The organism is Nostoc sp., assembly GCF_036917355.1.
Taxonomy (GTDB): Bacteria; Cyanobacteriota; Cyanobacteriia; order Cyanobacteriales; family Nostocaceae; genus Nostoc.
This window is the reverse complement of record NZ_JBALDP010000099.1, coordinates 81,728-97,563: the sequence shown is the minus strand read 5'-3', so window position 1 is coordinate 97,563 and position 15,836 is coordinate 81,728. Positions and strand designations below refer to the sequence as shown.

Here is a 15,836-nt window from a genome sequence, read left to right as displayed (position 1 = left end):
GGGGCATAGGACATAGGACATTGAGTATTGGTTTATTCCCTTCTCCCTTCCCAATCCTAAGTCCCCAGCGATGCACTGACTTGTACTGAGCGCAGTCGAAGTAGCTTGTTGTTGGCGCAGCCTCTCTAAGAGTTGTGCCCCCAGTCCCAAATAGGCTTATTTCAAGGCAACTTCAACCTTGGCTACTGATACTTCTTTGGTTACTGGTTCAACAGTAACTTGAGCCGATGTGGTTGAACTCCTTGACCACAGAACCACAGCCGGAATCACACCTAGCAATAAGCCGAGTAACACAGGGATAGAAAAGCCAGCTGCCAAGCTGAGTCCGGCGGCGAAGGCAAAGTTAGTTAAATAAACGACTAAGGGCAGATTGAGTTGCGATCGCTCTAATTTAATCGAGGTATTTCTCCACAATAATCCTGCCACACTCATAAACAGGGCGCTAGTACCAAACCAACCTACATAGTTTTGGTAAGGTGTTCCAAAGAAAGCTCCTGGTTGTTCCCAATACCAGAAGGGCAGAGAAGTTTGACTCATAGCCGGTTCAAGGGCAAAGTCCCAACAAGTGAAGAGTAAAGCACCAACACCTATCGCAGCAATATGGCGACCCCAACTGGGTTTTTGAGCCACTTTCAAACCAGTTCTCGCAATTAAGTAAGACGACAGCCCAACATAAAACCAGGATAAAGGAATTGTGAAAGGAACTAGCCCTCCAATCTTATAACCCAAGCCACTCAAGTAGCTATAATCACCAAATGGAAACCCTGTACTAGTTCCCAGTAGTTCACTTCCCAAAGAGATAAACATAGCTGGTAGCATAAATGCTAGCCAAGTTCCTAATCCCAAAGTCCGGTAGGCATAAATAGAGACAGCTACTGTCCCTAAGATGATATCAACTACACCGCCGCCAGCCATACTTAACTGTACGGCAGTTTCTCCTACCTGCGATAAGTTGAAAATTATTTCGGCATTAGGTACTACCAGTAGCATCCCTACCAGTCCAAAGGCTTTTGACGCGATATGACCAATGAGGCATACGCGTTCAGCAATAACAAGTTGTCTCATGATAATTCCTTAACAAGATGTGACACGCGGCTACTCGGCTGCTAACAGTTTACAAATCTTTAACTACTTTGTACCGCAATTTTCGACAAACTTGTTTAGCTTTCTTGGGAACAGCATAAAAATCTATTGATTGAAGCTATAAAAATATGATGCTAAACTTACTAGTTTAAGCCATATATTCAAAATCTACATAATTTTATCTGTAAGAACTTCTGGTTTCTTGTCTCACTTCCTTCCATATCGTAAAAAACTCCTTTGATAGTGGGATATCGTTAAGGGAGAACGACTATCATAACTGAGCAAGTCCTCAAGCAAAATAAAGTCTTGAGTTACTACACTTAATTTATGCGATAAGACCTTAACCCTATACTAGAAATATAAACCCATGTCAATTTTGAAAAGAGTTCCTTGGGTGTCCCTGGCACTAGTACTGCTGAGTTACAGTACTTTGGGCTGGGTAATATCAGAAACACGTGCTCCTATATTTGTGTGGGTGGCAACTGTAATTGCTATCTTGCTTTTAATCATAACGTTGACCGCTCCTTGGCCGAAGATGACATATTATTACAGTCTTTTTCTTCAATCAAATACCAGGGCTTTTGGCGTTGCCGTCTTAGCAGCTTTCTTATTCTTTATTATGATTGCCTGGTTTCGGGTATTTCTTGATACTTTACTCATTATTTCAGCGACTATATTAGTCAGGATAGACTTTCAAAGAGCGGGTCTTAGGGAAGGGTTAGCTTTTTCGACTGCCTCTATCTTTTCATTGGGAGGTTTAGCTTTGGGTGCGCTAATCTACAAGTTCATATATTCTCAAATTCCGCTAACGTGATGAAGTATATCCGAAAAAGCAAGCGATGCCTGGGTTGGCAATACTGTTTGGTTAAGCATTTTTAACTTGAAATTGGGTTTGGGGAAAAGGTTAAGGGTCAAAGGTTAAAGGTTTTTCTTTTCCCTTTTCCCCTTCTTCTTTTCCCCTTAACCGAAAGGTATTGCCTGGGTTGGGTTACGCCAATCCTTTAGAAGCAGTATTATTTACCTACAATTTCCTTTGTAGCTCAAATTCCCAACTTATTAAAAAGTCGGGAATTTTGTTTTGTTCAATACTTACTTGGGTTCAAAATGCAGGCTGTTCAAACAGCAGTAGAGATAGGAAAAAATCCATAATAAAAATTGATACCCAACTAGTAACAACTGCTTTTGTTGCCGATTCTCCTACTTCCTTTGCTCCCCCTCTAGTAGTTAAACCCCAACTACAGCCAATCACAGCAACCAGCACTCCAAAAATAAACCCTTTTAGCAAAATAATAAACAAATCTGACGGTTCTAAAAAATTTCTGACTGATTCTAAAAATGTTTCGGGAATAATTTGGTAGAACTTTGATGCGGCAAAAACTCCGCCAATGATGCCTGTAACTAAAGCCAAAATTGTCATCAAAGGCACCATCAAACAACAAGCAATTACTCTAGGAAGTACTAGATAATCAATTGGATCGGTTTTGAGCATATAAAGTGCATCAATTTGCTCGGTGACTCGCATTGCACCTATTTCTGCTGCAAAAGCAGAACCTACTTGTCCTGCCATAATACTAGCGGTCAAAATTGGAGCCAATTCTCTACAAAAAGCTAAGGCAAAAGCACCTCCCACTGCATCAACAGCCCCAAATCGCACTAATTCTCTCGCCGTTTGAATAGTAAAAATCATTCCTGCAAAACCGCTGACAAGGAGAACTGGAGAGATAGAACCTGGCCCAGCGGTAACAAGATGTTGCAAAATCTTGCGATAGTAGGTTTTCCCTTGGAGTAAATGTAGCCACACTTGACCAAAGAGCAGTATTGCTGCAAAACAGCGTGTAATCCCAGATTGCTCAAATTTTGTTTTTGGTTGCAATTTTATCGTCCTTACGACTGACTTTTTTTGCACATTTGTTGTTATATCAATTTTCCATAAGAAGACTACAGATACAAATGGTGGGAACCCAGCCAGATGTAATCTGACTTTCTCAATTAACTCATGCTTTGTGTGCTATGGGGTTGCAATCTCTCGTCCGTCAAACTAGGAAAAGTAATTGAATCAACTCAAAGGGTTGAAAAATCTAATAATATTTCCAAATAATGTTAAACAATTTTTTATGAGCAAGATTAAATACATAATATTTCTGTTGCTATTAATACTAACTTTCTCCGTAGTCTATCCGGCTTTTGCATCTGTATGCCGCAATTATGCTGTCTACGACGGTCTCCGCCACCAGATTTGCATTCTCAGTATCAGCCGAAGTGCCAAAAATTATTGGGAATACAAGGCAATTGTTAGCGTAGATGGCATAAAAAGACCTACAGAGGTTTACAATTGTCGCGAACGAGTCAAGGTTCAACAAGCTGGGACTGTTTTGCCCTTTGAGCAAAAAGGCCCTGGTGAGATGATATGCAGCTTTTTTAATTCTTCTCGGCGGTAAACACGCGCCAGATAATGAAGACGGTAAAACCTAGATAGGTGAATACTGTTAGCCATTCTTGCCAGCTACCAAATGCATTGTTCATCAGCAAAAGCCGGAAAATTAATATTTATCAATCCTACACGCTGATGTTACCAGTAGGTTGCTGTATTTTAGGAGATCAAAGAAGACTAGTCAAAAATTCTTAGCTAATTTTCCGGAATGGGTAACAATGGCGTGGTAGTAAATATCAGAGCATCGATATTATACTGAACCTCTATAACTAACCTTCGGGGAATATATCCCCATTGTTTTCCCTCAAGAACCCGGTCTTTATGACCGGGTTTTTGGTGTTTATACCAAGTTACAGGCGAGCAAGTCAGGGACAGAAGGCTGGCTACGCCAACGCAGCATTTCTTCAAATGGTCTGCGTATCAAATAAAACTATTGTCCAGAAACTTTTAAGAGATTTTATTGGTCTGGTTCTCCAAATTCTGCAAAAATCAACCAATGTCATCTTCTGCTCAAGGTATTCCCGGATTACCCGATTTGACGCATCCAGTTGAGCTTGTTCAATTTGGAACCCAAGCGCTCAAAGCTTCACTATTATTAGTATTTTTGGTCGTAGCTTTGGGAGTTGCGATCGCACTCATCAGTTTTTCTCTGCGTCGCAGCCAGCCGGAACAATTTATATTCATTGGTGAATGGGCTGTTCGTTATTCCCAACTGTTGCGGGGATTACAGCATTTAACTTTAATATTAGTTCTGTTAGTTCCGGGATTTTTCCTCTGTTCAACTTTGAGCAATCGCTATCACTACTGGGAACAAACAAGGGTGGCTCAAGTGGCTGAAAGTGTCGCAGGTGAAAAGCTCGAACAATCTGCCCCGCAAGTTCGCTACTCGATTCGAGAGCCATACTCCTATAACACCCAAGTCAATGGCAAAATAGTCAAGGTAAATGAAACACGAGAGATCGCTCGCTTCATGACGTTGGCTGGTTCGCAAATTCAAGTTAAGCTTGACCAAAGCGTAGATGTTCCAGGTCGCAGTTCAATTTATCGCGTGGAATACGCTGCTGATTATAAAGTAGTTAACCAACTCAAGGATATTAATAATTTCTTTTTTGAAGCATCGCCACCTAATGGCTACACACTTCTTGCTGGCTACAAAGTAGAGCGTAACGGTACTAGGCTACAACAAACTAATCCGGGAGACTATGGCTTTCCCTTCCAGCTGCAACCAGGAGAAGAAACTACCTTTCGAGTCACCTATCAGGCTCAAGGCGGGCCTCGCTGGGTTTATAGTGCAACGGGACAGTTGCTTTCTAATTTTCACCTCACAGCAATTGCTAACTTTGCCCCGGTCGATTTTGCTAGTGGTGTTGTACCGAATGAGATTAAAGTTAACGGACGCAGTACTCAATTTACTTGGATATTTGACGATAATGTTTCAGTCAAAAATCCCTTTGGAGTCTTTACTAACACTGAACCCATTCGTCACACGGGGATTATTCCGCGGCTTTTATTGCTAGCACCAGCAATATTTTTGTGGTGGATATTATTGTTATATTTGTCACTGCCAATGAGTTTTAGAAATATTGCGATCGCTGGTAGTATTTTCTTTGCTTGTCTGTTGACTTTGACTTATCTAGCTCGCGTTATCAATGCTCAGTTGGCTTGGACGTTAATTTCTATCATCTTACTAATCTTAACATGGGGATTGGGAGCTAGCCGCAGTGCTTCCCTGGCTGCGATCGTGGCTACTATTGCTGGAGCAGTGCTACCAATTTTTGGATTATTAGTACCGTTTAGCGGATTAACCCTTAGTTTAGCGGGTTTGCTTTCAGCGGTTTGGCTAGCAGTTCGTCACTGGTATGGCTGGTACAGTTTGCACCCAGAAGATCAAAGATTGCAGACTCAGAAAAATGCTAAAGATTAGATGATTCCGCTATGATTAGCGAAGTTTTAGCGTGGGGCATTTATGGATAACGATTTACTCGCTTTCTTTGCGGCTGCTGGGTTACTCATTCTCTATCTTATCTTCTCAGCATTAACTGAAATGGGGACTAAATTGCCTTGGAAGAAATAAGCTGATGGGCTAAAAAGTTTACACTTCTAAACCTGATTGGGCTTGGAAAAAAAGTAACCATCATTTAGGCTTGGTTAATATATTTATTGTTCGAGATAGTGCCAAATGCGCGATCCACAAGATAACCACATTAAAGTCGAGCCAGCGACCCTGGTTTTGATTGTATCTGTCTTAATACTCTTGCCTCTACTGGTTGTTGGTTTTTTCTCGCAGTAAACTTAGCCCGATGCTCTTTTTCTCAGGTGCGTTAAGTTACTGTTAACGCACCTGATATCAAAACTACTTAGGCAAAACCTGCCGTAGTGCGGCTAAAAGTTGGTCAACACTTTCCTTTCGACTATTAAAGCCCATCAATCCCACGCGCCAAACTTTTCCAGCGAGTTCGCCAAGACCACCGCCAATTTCAATATTATGTTCATTGAGTAACTGCCGAGCGATCGCTTTTCCATCTACCCCTTCTGGAATACGGACAGTGGTAAGCGTTGGCAATCTATACTCTTGCTCAACGTGCATACTCAGTCCTAAATTCTCTAAACCTTCCCAGAGATATTCTACGTTCTTTTGATGCCGCTGCCAGGAATTTGCTAATCCCTCTTCTGCAAGCAAACGTAGTGCTTCCCGCAATGCATAGTATAAATTAATGGGTGCTGTGTGGTGATAGGTGCGTTCAGCGCCCCAATACTTGCCCAGCAACAACATATCTAAATACCAGTTTGCAACTTTCGTTTGCCGCTGTTGCAATTTCTCAACTGCACGCGCACTCATTGTAAAGGGAGAAGCACCAGGCGAGCAACCTAACCCTTTTTGGCTACAACTATAAGCTAGGTCAACTCCCCAAGTATCCAAAAACAAGGGAACACCGCCCAAACTTGTCACCGTATCCACTAATAACAAAGTGCCAAATTCACTACACAAATCAGCGACCCCTTCCAACGGTTGACGTGCGCCCGTGGAAGTTTCGGCATGAACTAGAGCTAAGATAGCTGGACGATGAGTTTTTAATGCAGTTTGGAGTTCATCCAAGTTGAAGACTTGTCCCCAAGGTTTGGTAATGGTTCGCACATCAGCGCCATAACGTCCAGCCATATCCACGAGGCGATTACCAAAGTAACCAGCTACACCAATTAAAACTACATCACCGGGTTCTACAGCATTGGCGATGGTTGCTTCCATTGCAGCTGTTCCCGTACCGCTGACTGCAATGGTAAGTGAGTTTTCTGTTTGCCACACGTAGCGTAGCAACGACTGAATTTCATCCATGAGTGCGAGAAAAGCTGGGTCAAGATGCCCAACAGGTGAAGTATTCATCGCTTGGAGAACTGTGGGGTGGGCATTAGATGGCCCTGGCCCCAACAGCAGACGGGATGGGATTTCTAACGGCGTGAGTTGCAAGCGCCCGGAGTCGTTAATTGAAATTGTTTGCGTCATAAATCTCTCTTCATTTAGACGATACTTACCGGATCATATAGGAATCCGATTTGATTCCTGAACTTACTTGTATAGGGAGGGAACAGGAAATCTGGAAATAGGGCATTGCAGAACAGTGGTATGAATTGAGGCAAGCAGGTGAAACTGGAGGAAAATTTTAGACGTTGCTAAATCATCCCGCAAATATGCAACGTCGGGATATAGATGTGTACTGAGTTTTTTTATCAAAAGTTTCAGCTACTTTCTATGCCCAAAACTTCTAAATCTTCATTAATTAAACTGGTGGATTTACCGAGGGAAAGGATTTATTTTATTCCTACATTGAAAGTGAAAGCAACTACAAGAAACGTCTGCAAAAAGTTTCATTTTTGCTGAATATCAGGGATTTACTCTTGGAAAATTATGATAAAGCATAGTAGCAATAAGAACTTTACTATACAGAAAATATCTAACAGCATTAATATTAAACCAACTTTAGACCTGTATCCTACTCGTCTAGTTTTTATTGACCCACAGGTTGATGACTACCAAAGTCTGGTAATGGGTGTATTACCAGATACCTCAGTTGTAGTCTTAGATGCCAACCAAGATGGCATTGAGCAAATTAGTCAAGTGCTGGAGTCTCATCAGGGAGTCAATAGTCTACACATTGTTTCCCACGGCGCACCTGGGTGCATCTATTTGGGCAACAGTAAACTCAACAACGAAACGCTCAATCGTTACGCAGCCCAACTTATGGGTTGGGCAAATGCTTTGGGTGAAGATGCACAACTACTGTTATATGGTTGCAAAGTTGCTCAAACCGAGCCAGGTGTATTGTTTATACGCTGTCTGAGCGAATTGACAGGTGCAGTAGTAGCGGCCTCTGATGACTTGACAGGGAGTGCTGCATTAGGTGGTGATTGGGAACTGGAGGTTTCTACAGCGCCTATTGTTCCTCGTTTAGCGTTTGAGCAAGAAGTAATAACAGCCTACGCTTCGATTCTACCTGTAGTTCTTGATGACAGCTTTGATAGCGATGGCAAAGTCACTACTGATATTGGTACTAATACCACTGACATAGCCTACAGCATTGCCCTGCAAGACGATGGCAAGATTCTGGTAGCGGGAGTGAGTACTAGTAACTTTGCTGTGGTACGTTATAACAGCAATGGTAGTCTCGACACCAGCTTTGGTACTGCTGGCAAGGTCACTACTAACTTGGGCAGTACTGACATAGCCTACAGCATTGCCCTGCAAGACGATGGCAAAATTCTGGTAGCGGGAGTGAGTAGTAGTAACTTTGCTGTGGTACGTTACAACAGCAATGGTAGTCTCGACACCAGCTTTGGTACTGCTGGTACGGTTATTAATAACTTGGGCAGTAGTGACATAGCCTATAGCGTTGCCCTGCAAGACGATGGCAAGATTTTGTTAGCGGGAGTGAGTAATAGTAACTTTGCTGTTTTACGTTACAACAGCAATGGTAGTCTCGACACCAACTTTGGTACTGCTGGCAAGGTCATTACTAACTTGGGCAGTACTGACATTGCTAGAAGCATTGCTCTGCAAGACGATGGCAAGATTCTGGTAGCGGGAGTGAGTAATAATAACTTTGCTGTGGTACGTTACAACAGCAATGGTAGTCTCGACACCAGCTTTGGTACTGCTGGCACGCTTATTAATAACTTGGGCAGTACTGACATAGCCTACAGCATTGCCCTGCAAGACGATGGCAAAATTCTGTTAGTGGGAGTGAGTAATAATAACTTTGCTGTGGTACGTTACAACAGCAATGGTAGTCTCGACACCAACTTTGGTACTGCTGGCAAGGTTATTACTAACTTGGGCGGTACTGACATAGCCTACAGCGTTAGCGTGCAAGCTAATGGCAAAATTATTGTGGCGGGTTCGAGTAGCAATAACTTTGCTTTAGTACGTTACAACAGCAATGGTAGTCTTGACACTAATTTCAACACTACTGGCATTATCACTACTGATATCGGCACAAATACTACTGATAATGCCTATGCTCTTATCCAACACGATGGTACGATAACAGTCGCGGGAGTAAGCGCCAATAACTTTGCTGTGGCACGCTACAGGGTTAACCAAAATCCAGTGCTACTGAACGAAATCGCAGACAAAGATACTCCAGAAGATATAAATTTCAACTTCACAATCTCAGATAGCTTCCAAGATCAAGATCCTGAAGACATTCTCACCTACATTGCCACTCTCGAAAATGGTGACTCTCTACCCAGTTGGTTAAGCTTCAATGCTGCTACTCAAACATTCAGTGGCACTCCCTTAAATGAGAATGTGGGTAGCTTGAACATTAAAGTTACTGCTACGGATACTTATCTTGCTCAAATCAGTGATGTGTTTACACTCACCGTTAACAACGTCAACGATCCGCCAGAGGTATTTCAGGCGATCGCAGATAAAGAAGCAACAGAAGACACGGTTTTCAACTTCACTATCCCTGACAATACCTTTATTGATATCGATGGCGATAGTCTCACCTACACTGCCACTCTCGAAAACGGCGACTCTCTACCCAGTTGGTTAAGCTTCAATGCTGCGACCAAAACCTTCAGTGGCACTCCCTTAAATGCAAACGTGGGTAGCCTGAACATTAAAGTTACTGCTACAGATCCAGCTCTTGCTAAAGTCAGTGATGTTTTTGTACTCACTGTTAACAACGTCAACGATCCGCCAGAGGTATTTCAGGCGATCGCAGATAAAGAAGCAACAGAAGACACAGTTTTCAACTTCACTATCCCAGACAAAACTTTCATTGATATCGATGGCGATAGTCTCACCTACACTGCCACTCTCGAAAACGGCGACTCTCTACCCAGTTGGTTAAGCTTCAATACTGCGACCAAAACCTTCAGTGGTACTCCCTTAAATGCAAACGTGGGTAGCCTGAACATTAAAGTTATCGCTACAGATACGGCTCTTGCTAAAGTCAGTGATGTTTTTGTACTCACTGTTAACAACGTCAACGATCCGCCAGAGGTATTTCAGGCGATCGCAGATAAAGAAGCAACAGAAGACACAGTTTTCAACTTCACTATCCCAGACAAAACTTTCATTGATATCGATGGCGATAGTCTCACCTACACTGCCACTCTCGAAAACGGCGACTCTCTACCCAGTTGGTTAAGCTTCAATACTGCGACCAAAACCTTCAGTGGTACTCCCTTAAATGCAAACGTGGGTAGCCTGAACATTAAAGTTATCGCTACAGATACGGCTCTTGCTCAAGCGAATGATGTTTTTGTACTCACTGTTAACAACACCAACGATCCGCCAGAGGTATTTCAGGCGATCGCAGATAAAGAAGCAACAGAAGACACAGTTTTCAACTTCACTATCCCAGACAACACTTTCATTGATATCGATGGCGATAGTCTCACCTACACTGCCACTCTCGAAAACGGTAACTCTCTACCCAGTTGGTTGAGCTTCAATGCTGCTACCAAAACCTTCAGTGGCACTCCCTTAAATGCAAACGTGGGTAGCCTCAACATTAAAGTTATCGCTACAGATACGGCTCTTGCTCAAGCGAATGATGTTTTTGTACTCACTGTTAACAACACCAACGATCCGCCAGAGGTATTTCAGGCGATCGCAGATAAAGAAGCAACAGAAGACACAGTTTTCAACTTCACTATCCCAGACAACACTTTCATTGATATCGATGGCGATAGTCTCACCTACACTGCCACTCTCGAAAACGGTAACTCTCTACCCAGTTGGTTGAGCTTCAATGCTGCTACCAAAACCTTCAGTGGCACTCCCTTAAATGCAAACGTGGGTAGCCTCAACATTAAAGTTACTGCTACAGATCCAGCTCTTGCTAAAGTCAGTGATGTTTTTGTACTTACCGTTAACAACACCAACGATGCGCCAGAGGTGGGGAATGAAATTGCAGATCCAGAAACAACAGAAGACACGGTTTTCAATTTCACTTTCTCAGAAGACACCTTCATTGATATCGATGCTGGCGATAATCTCATCTACACTGCAACCTTGGAAAATGGCAACACTCTGCCGACTTGGTTGAGCTTTAATGCTAATACTAAAACCTTCAGTGGCACTCCTTTAAATGTAGACGTTGGTATTCTGAATATTAAAGTTACTGCCACAGATACGGCTCTTACTGAAGTCAGTGATGTGTTTGTACTCACTGTTAAAAACGCCAATGATGCGCCAGAGGTGATGAATGAAATTGCTAACCAAGAAGCAACAGAAGACACGGTTTTCAATTTCACTTTCTCAGAAGACACCTTTATTGATGTCGATGCTGGCGATAGCCTCACCTACACTGCCACTCTCGAAAATGGCGATCTTCTACCCAGTTGGTTAAGCTTCAATGCTGCTACCAAAACCTTTAATGGCACTCCCTTAAATGCGGATGTGAATAACTTCAACATTAAAGTTACTGCTAGAGATATTTTTGGGGTTGAAGTCAGTGATGATTTTGCACTCACTGTTAAGAACGTTAACGATGCACCAGAGTTAATTGAGGCGATCGCTAATCGAAAGGTAGTCATAAATACGCAGTTTGATTTCACTATCCCAGAAAATACCTTCATTGATATCGATGCTGGCGATAGCCTCACCTACACTGCTACTCTCGAAAACGGCGATTTACTGCCCAGTTGGCTAACTTTTAATTCTGCTACCCAGAATTTTAGTGGTACTCCAACGATGGAGAATTTGGGTAATCAGAACATCAAAGTCACTGTTAAGGATATTTCTGGGGATGAAGTCAGTGATGTGTTTGTATTAACAGTTGCTAAGTTCAATAGCGCACCAATTGTAGATCGGGCGATCGCTGACCAAAAAGCTACAGCAAAAACTACCTTCAACTTCACCATTCCTGAAAACACTTTTAGCGATGTCGATCTTGAAGATACCTTGACCTACACCGCTACCTTAGACAATGGCGATCCACTACCAAGTTGGTTAACCTTCAATGCTAACGAGCTTACCTTCAGTGGCACTCCTACGAATGATAATGTGGGTAGCTTGAATATTAAAGTCACCGCCACAGATCCGGCTCTTGCTGAAATTAGTGATGTATTTGCACTCACAATTGCTAAAGCTAACAATCCACCAATTCTAGATCGAGCGATCGCTGACCAAAAAGTGACGGCAGACACTACCTTTAACTTCACCATTCCTGAAAACACTTTTAGCGATGTGGATCTTGAAGATACCCTAACCTACACTGCTACCTTAGACAACGGCGACCCACTACCCAGTTGGTTAACCTTCAATCCTAATAAGCGTACTTTCAGTGGCATTCCTACGAATAATAACTTGGGTAGCTTGAACATCAAAGTTACCGCCAAAGATTCGGTTGGGGCTGAAGTCAGTGATGTATTTGCACTCACCATTGCTCAAGGGATTACTGCTGAGACTGAATCAATCAGCCTACTCACAAGAATTACAGGTGATATCTTTACGATCAAAAATCAAGTTAACGGTGAAAAAGCCAAACTCTTAGTCAAGATTAAAAGCAACACCTCTGAAGAAGTCAATGAACTGGGTGTATTTGTCGTTGACGATGCAGAAGGGAGAATTAATGGCGTAGCCCCTGGTGCTGCAAATTACACCGAACTAGCTCTCCAACGAGCAACAGTGCTTCTTTCATCTCTTGCCAAACTACCCAATGGTTTTAATCCCACAGACCTCAGCAGGTTACTGGAGTTCAACTCTGAGAGCAACCTAAGATTTTATTTAATCCGTAGCAGCACTACTCAGGCGGTGCTATCTGGACAAACCCCTTTTTCTCAGGTGCTTTTTTCCTCGGATACGAATGTGGACGATACAGGGTTCTCTCTCAACTTCCAGAATTTGGTTGTCAAGATTGCAGCAACAGAGCAAGATCCACCTCTAGGTACTGGTATTCAAGGAAAATATGAACCCGAACTAATTGATTTGCGGGATGTGAAACAATTAGTGAAAGCCGAATTTGTAGTTCATAGAGAAGCAGCTTTTAACAACTTTGTCGGCTTTTATCAGATAACCGATCAGAATGGTGGCATCGATACCAATGGCGATGGTACAGCAGATGTGCTTGTTGGACAGGCGGGTTATACTCAAGCTGCTATTAGTAACCGTGTCGCTGGTATTGATTTGAGTGTGGCTAACGAAGGTACAGCAAGTTTTACAGGCACTTTCCAACCTGGTGCTATTTTCGTTCCATTTCTCATTGTTAATGCCGGGGCTGATGCAATTCTTGATAGCAATCCCAATAACGATCCGGCAGTTTACTTTTCCTTCTTGGGCGCTAATACTGACAAAGCAGATCATATTCGTCTGTTAGGGAATAACGCTTTTGGCTTTGAGGATTTGGCAAATGGCGGCGATCGAGATTACAACGATTTGATTGTCCGAGTTAATTTGAGTATCGCCTAGTCTGAAGTGACTTGTATAGATGTAATATAGCCTGTAAGCTTTATTGAGCAATGAATACAGGCTTTTTTATGAAAAAGTCAAATATTGAGTTCATAAAGCAATACAGTTGGCTTTGTGAAAAATTGTAGGTTGGGTGAAGCAAAGCGCAACCCAACAAACACAACATACACAACTTAAGGTTTTTGGCGCTAACCCAAGCGTATTGAGTCATAAAGAGCGATCGCATTACCGATGTTTTAGTGAATCTGTCATTTGCCAGAAGATGCGATCGCAGCAAAGTATTACAGTGATTCAAACAAATCTGTGAGAGTATATTTATTCACTTACCCGGAGACATAATTATGGTTTTTGCTGGCAAACGACCAAATAATTTAGGGATTAGCAACGGTAAATTAGCATCCTGCCCTAATTCCCCTAACTGTGTTTCTAGTCAGAGTCCAGATGCATCTCACCAAATTGCACCACTGACTTTTACATCTACTCCAGAAGAAGCGATTACTAATCTTAAACAGATTATTGAGTCTTTACCAAGAACCAAAATCATTACCGAAAGTCAAGATTATTTATATGCAGAATTTAAAAGTGCTTTACTGGGATTTGTGGATGATGTAGAATTTTATCTAGACCAGAATGCCAATGTTATCCACGTGCGTTCAGCTTCACGTTTAGGTCAGAGCGATTTGGGTGTTAATCGTCAACGAATAGAGACTATTAGAGCCAAATTCAAGTAATTTGTAATTGAACTAAGGACTGGAGATTAAAGACTGGGAAGATAAAGAAGTAGTTGGACAAAATTAATTACACAATGTTATTACGAGTGAGACATTCGCAGAGTATTGGATTGATTCACTAAGTTTGCAATGGTTGTAAATATTTTGTCCATCTACTTATGTGGATTCAGACCCTAGTAAAATCTGGAATGACGATTGTGTAATGTGGTGTAATGTTTCACCGAAAATTATGAATTACGAATTAGTTAAACTCTGCGATCGCAATATTTGTGAAACTTAATTTATTTAAAAACTTTGACTCCCGACCCCGACTGATTCTTGCTATCGGACTTGCTGTATTAGTTTCAGTTATCCTGCCACATTCTCTGCACTTACCTACTCGCATTCTCTGTGCTTGGAACTCCGGTATTGACTTTTTCTTAGCTATAACGTGGTGGAAAATGACCAAGGCTAACCCAGAAAAAATTCGCCGTTATGCTGAGAGTGAATATGAAGGACATTTGGCTATATTTATGCTGGTGATTGCTGCGGCTTGTGCCAGTGTTTTAGCCATTGGGTTTTTATTAACTGATAAAAAAGGGTTGTCAACAATTATACTTACCCTACATGTCATACTTTCAATTATGACCATTGTCGGTTCCTGGTTACTAGTGCATACGATGTTTGCAGTGCAATATGCACACAGCTATTACAAATATATTAATCGTAATCATAGTGAAGAAATCATCGGAGGTTTAGATTTTCCTCATAACGACTATCCAGACTACTGGGAATTTTTATATTATTCATTTGTAGTCGGCATGACCAGTCAAGTTTCAGATGTGCAGACAACATCACCCGATATGAGACGCTTGACTCTATTACATGGCATATTATCCTTCTTTTTCAATACCACCATTCTAGCTATGAGTATTAATATCATTGCATCGCTGATTTAAAAATTGTTTGACTCAGCCAAAAGTATGATTATTTGGTTCTCTACTTAGAGAAAGAGGAAATCTACGAGAGGCTTTCGCCAACGCGTAGCGTCTCGTAGAGGAGGCAGAGAGAAGAAAGAGAAGGGAAAAATTGCTTAACTGAACTGTATTGATATCTAGACAAGATATGCTGATTCAAAAAGGCGAAGTATCTATTCGTCTCATGCAAGATGAAATGTATGATTATGAGTTGATGGCAAAATGTTTAACTAATGCAAAAGTTTTAGAATTTTATGAGGGAAGAGATAATCCTTTTCCCTTAGAAAGAATTATAGAAACTTACAAACCGATGGTTAGAGGAGATGAACTGGTTATTCCTTGCCTCCTCTACTATCAAAATATTGCCATTGGTTATTTGCAGTATTGTACGCTCAATGAATTATCGTAAACTGATAGACAATTGTATCATTTCGACCAAACCGATCGGGTTATGCGATTGACTTGTTTATCGGCGAAACCGACTATTGGAACAAGGGAATCGGTACAAAAATGCTGTCAGTATTTATCAACTATCTTTTTGAACAGTGTCAAGCTCATAAAATTGTCATAGACCCGCACGTTGATAATTATCGTGCTATTCGCTGCTATGAAAAATGTGGTTTTGTGAAAGTAAAGCTATTGCCCGCAAATGAACTGCATGAAGAAGAATACTCAAATTGTTGGCTCATGGCAATAGAGCCAAAGAAATCATGAGG

12 protein-coding genes are annotated in these 15,836 nt (G+C 41.8%); 9 read left to right on the top strand and 3 right to left on the bottom strand.

Annotation, left to right across the window (positions count from 1 at the left end; genetic code table 11):
• Positions 1–156 precede the first annotated feature (156 nt).
• Positions 157–1,065: a gamma-carotene 1'-hydroxylase CruF gene (gene cruF, locus V7K53_RS29630; protein WP_335201052.1), complete on the bottom strand. Its 909-nt coding sequence runs from the start codon at positions 1,063–1,065 to the stop codon at positions 157–159.
• A gap of 385 nt (positions 1,066–1,450) precedes the next feature.
• Between cruF and V7K53_RS29625 the strand changes: the two genes are divergently transcribed.
• Positions 1,451–1,897 carry a hypothetical protein gene (locus V7K53_RS29625; protein ID WP_292733172.1) on the top strand — a complete coding sequence of 149 codons (447 nt, stop codon included), beginning with the start codon at positions 1,451–1,453 and terminating at the stop codon, positions 1,895–1,897.
• Between the two features lie 285 nt (positions 1,898–2,182).
• On the opposite strand, the gene V7K53_RS29620 is transcribed toward V7K53_RS29625, so the two are convergent.
• A complete protein-coding gene (locus V7K53_RS29620) occupies positions 2,183–2,956 on the bottom strand; it encodes an MlaE family ABC transporter permease (RefSeq protein WP_292733175.1) in 774 nt (257 codons plus the stop codon).
• Between the two features lie 241 nt (positions 2,957–3,197).
• On the opposite strand from V7K53_RS29620, the gene V7K53_RS29615 reads away from it, so the two are divergent.
• Both V7K53_RS29615 and V7K53_RS29610 read left to right on the top strand, forming a co-directional pair.
• Positions 3,198–3,521 carry a hypothetical protein gene (locus V7K53_RS29615; RefSeq protein WP_335201051.1) on the top strand — a complete coding sequence of 108 codons (324 nt, stop codon included), beginning with the start codon at positions 3,198–3,200 and terminating at the stop codon, positions 3,519–3,521.
• Positions 3,522–4,010: 489 nt separating this feature from the next.
• Complete coding sequence (locus tag V7K53_RS29610; protein WP_335201050.1) at positions 4,011–5,438, top strand: hypothetical protein; 1,428 nt, start codon at positions 4,011–4,013, stop codon at positions 5,436–5,438.
• Between the two features lie 429 nt (positions 5,439–5,867).
• Here V7K53_RS29610 and V7K53_RS29605 read toward each other — a convergent pair whose 3' ends face one another.
• A complete protein-coding gene (locus V7K53_RS29605) occupies positions 5,868–7,016 on the bottom strand; it encodes an alanine--glyoxylate aminotransferase family protein (protein WP_335201049.1) in 1,149 nt (382 codons plus the stop codon).
• A gap of 402 nt (positions 7,017–7,418) precedes the next feature.
• On the opposite strand from V7K53_RS29605, the gene V7K53_RS29600 reads away from it, so the two are divergent.
• From V7K53_RS29600 to V7K53_RS29575, 6 genes are all read left to right on the top strand, one after another.
• Positions 7,419–13,433 (top strand): putative Ig domain-containing protein, encoded by a 6,015-nt coding sequence (locus V7K53_RS29600; RefSeq protein ID WP_335201047.1) that lies wholly within the window; start codon positions 7,419–7,421, stop codon positions 13,431–13,433.
• A gap of 133 nt (positions 13,434–13,566) precedes the next feature.
• Positions 13,567–13,740 (top strand): hypothetical protein, encoded by a 174-nt coding sequence (locus V7K53_RS29595; RefSeq protein ID WP_335201046.1) that lies wholly within the window; start codon positions 13,567–13,569, stop codon positions 13,738–13,740.
• Between the two features lie 34 nt (positions 13,741–13,774).
• Positions 13,775–14,164 (top strand): DUF1499 domain-containing protein, encoded by a 390-nt coding sequence (locus tag V7K53_RS29590; protein WP_335201045.1) that lies wholly within the window; start codon positions 13,775–13,777, stop codon positions 14,162–14,164.
• A 269-nt stretch (positions 14,165–14,433) separates the two neighbouring features.
• Positions 14,434–15,102 carry a DUF1345 domain-containing protein gene (locus V7K53_RS29585; RefSeq protein WP_335201044.1) on the top strand — a complete coding sequence of 223 codons (669 nt, stop codon included), beginning with the start codon at positions 14,434–14,436 and terminating at the stop codon, positions 15,100–15,102.
• Positions 15,103–15,268: 166 nt separating this feature from the next.
• Positions 15,269–15,529 carry a hypothetical protein gene (locus tag V7K53_RS29580; RefSeq protein WP_335201043.1) on the top strand — a complete coding sequence of 87 codons (261 nt, stop codon included), beginning with the start codon at positions 15,269–15,271 and terminating at the stop codon, positions 15,527–15,529.
• A gap of 53 nt (positions 15,530–15,582) precedes the next feature.
• Positions 15,583–15,834, top strand: a complete 252-nt coding sequence (locus V7K53_RS29575) for a GNAT family N-acetyltransferase (protein ID WP_335201042.1) — start codon at positions 15,583–15,585, stop codon at positions 15,832–15,834.
• Positions 15,835–15,836 lie beyond the last annotated feature (2 nt).

What these genes read in the sequence shown, in the direction of transcription:
- V7K53_RS29605 (WP_335201049.1), bottom strand. Translation starts at nt 7,016, where the DNA reads ATGACGCAAACAATTTCAATTAACGACTCCGGGCGCTTGCAACTCACG.
- cruF (WP_335201052.1), bottom strand. Translation starts at nt 1,065, where the DNA reads ATGAGACAACTTGTTATTGCTGAACGCGTATGCCTCATTGGTCATATC.
- V7K53_RS29610 (WP_335201050.1), top strand. Translation starts at nt 4,011, where the DNA reads ATGTCATCTTCTGCTCAAGGTATTCCCGGATTACCCGATTTGACGCAT.
- V7K53_RS29580 (WP_335201043.1), top strand. Translation starts at nt 15,269, where the DNA reads ATGCTGATTCAAAAAGGCGAAGTATCTATTCGTCTCATGCAAGATGAA.
- V7K53_RS29625 (WP_292733172.1), top strand. Translation starts at nt 1,451, where the DNA reads ATGTCAATTTTGAAAAGAGTTCCTTGGGTGTCCCTGGCACTAGTACTG.
- V7K53_RS29615 (WP_335201051.1), top strand. Translation starts at nt 3,198, where the DNA reads ATGAGCAAGATTAAATACATAATATTTCTGTTGCTATTAATACTAACT.
- V7K53_RS29590 (WP_335201045.1), top strand. Translation starts at nt 13,775, where the DNA reads ATGGTTTTTGCTGGCAAACGACCAAATAATTTAGGGATTAGCAACGGT.
- V7K53_RS29600 (WP_335201047.1), top strand. Translation starts at nt 7,419, where the DNA reads ATGATAAAGCATAGTAGCAATAAGAACTTTACTATACAGAAAATATCT.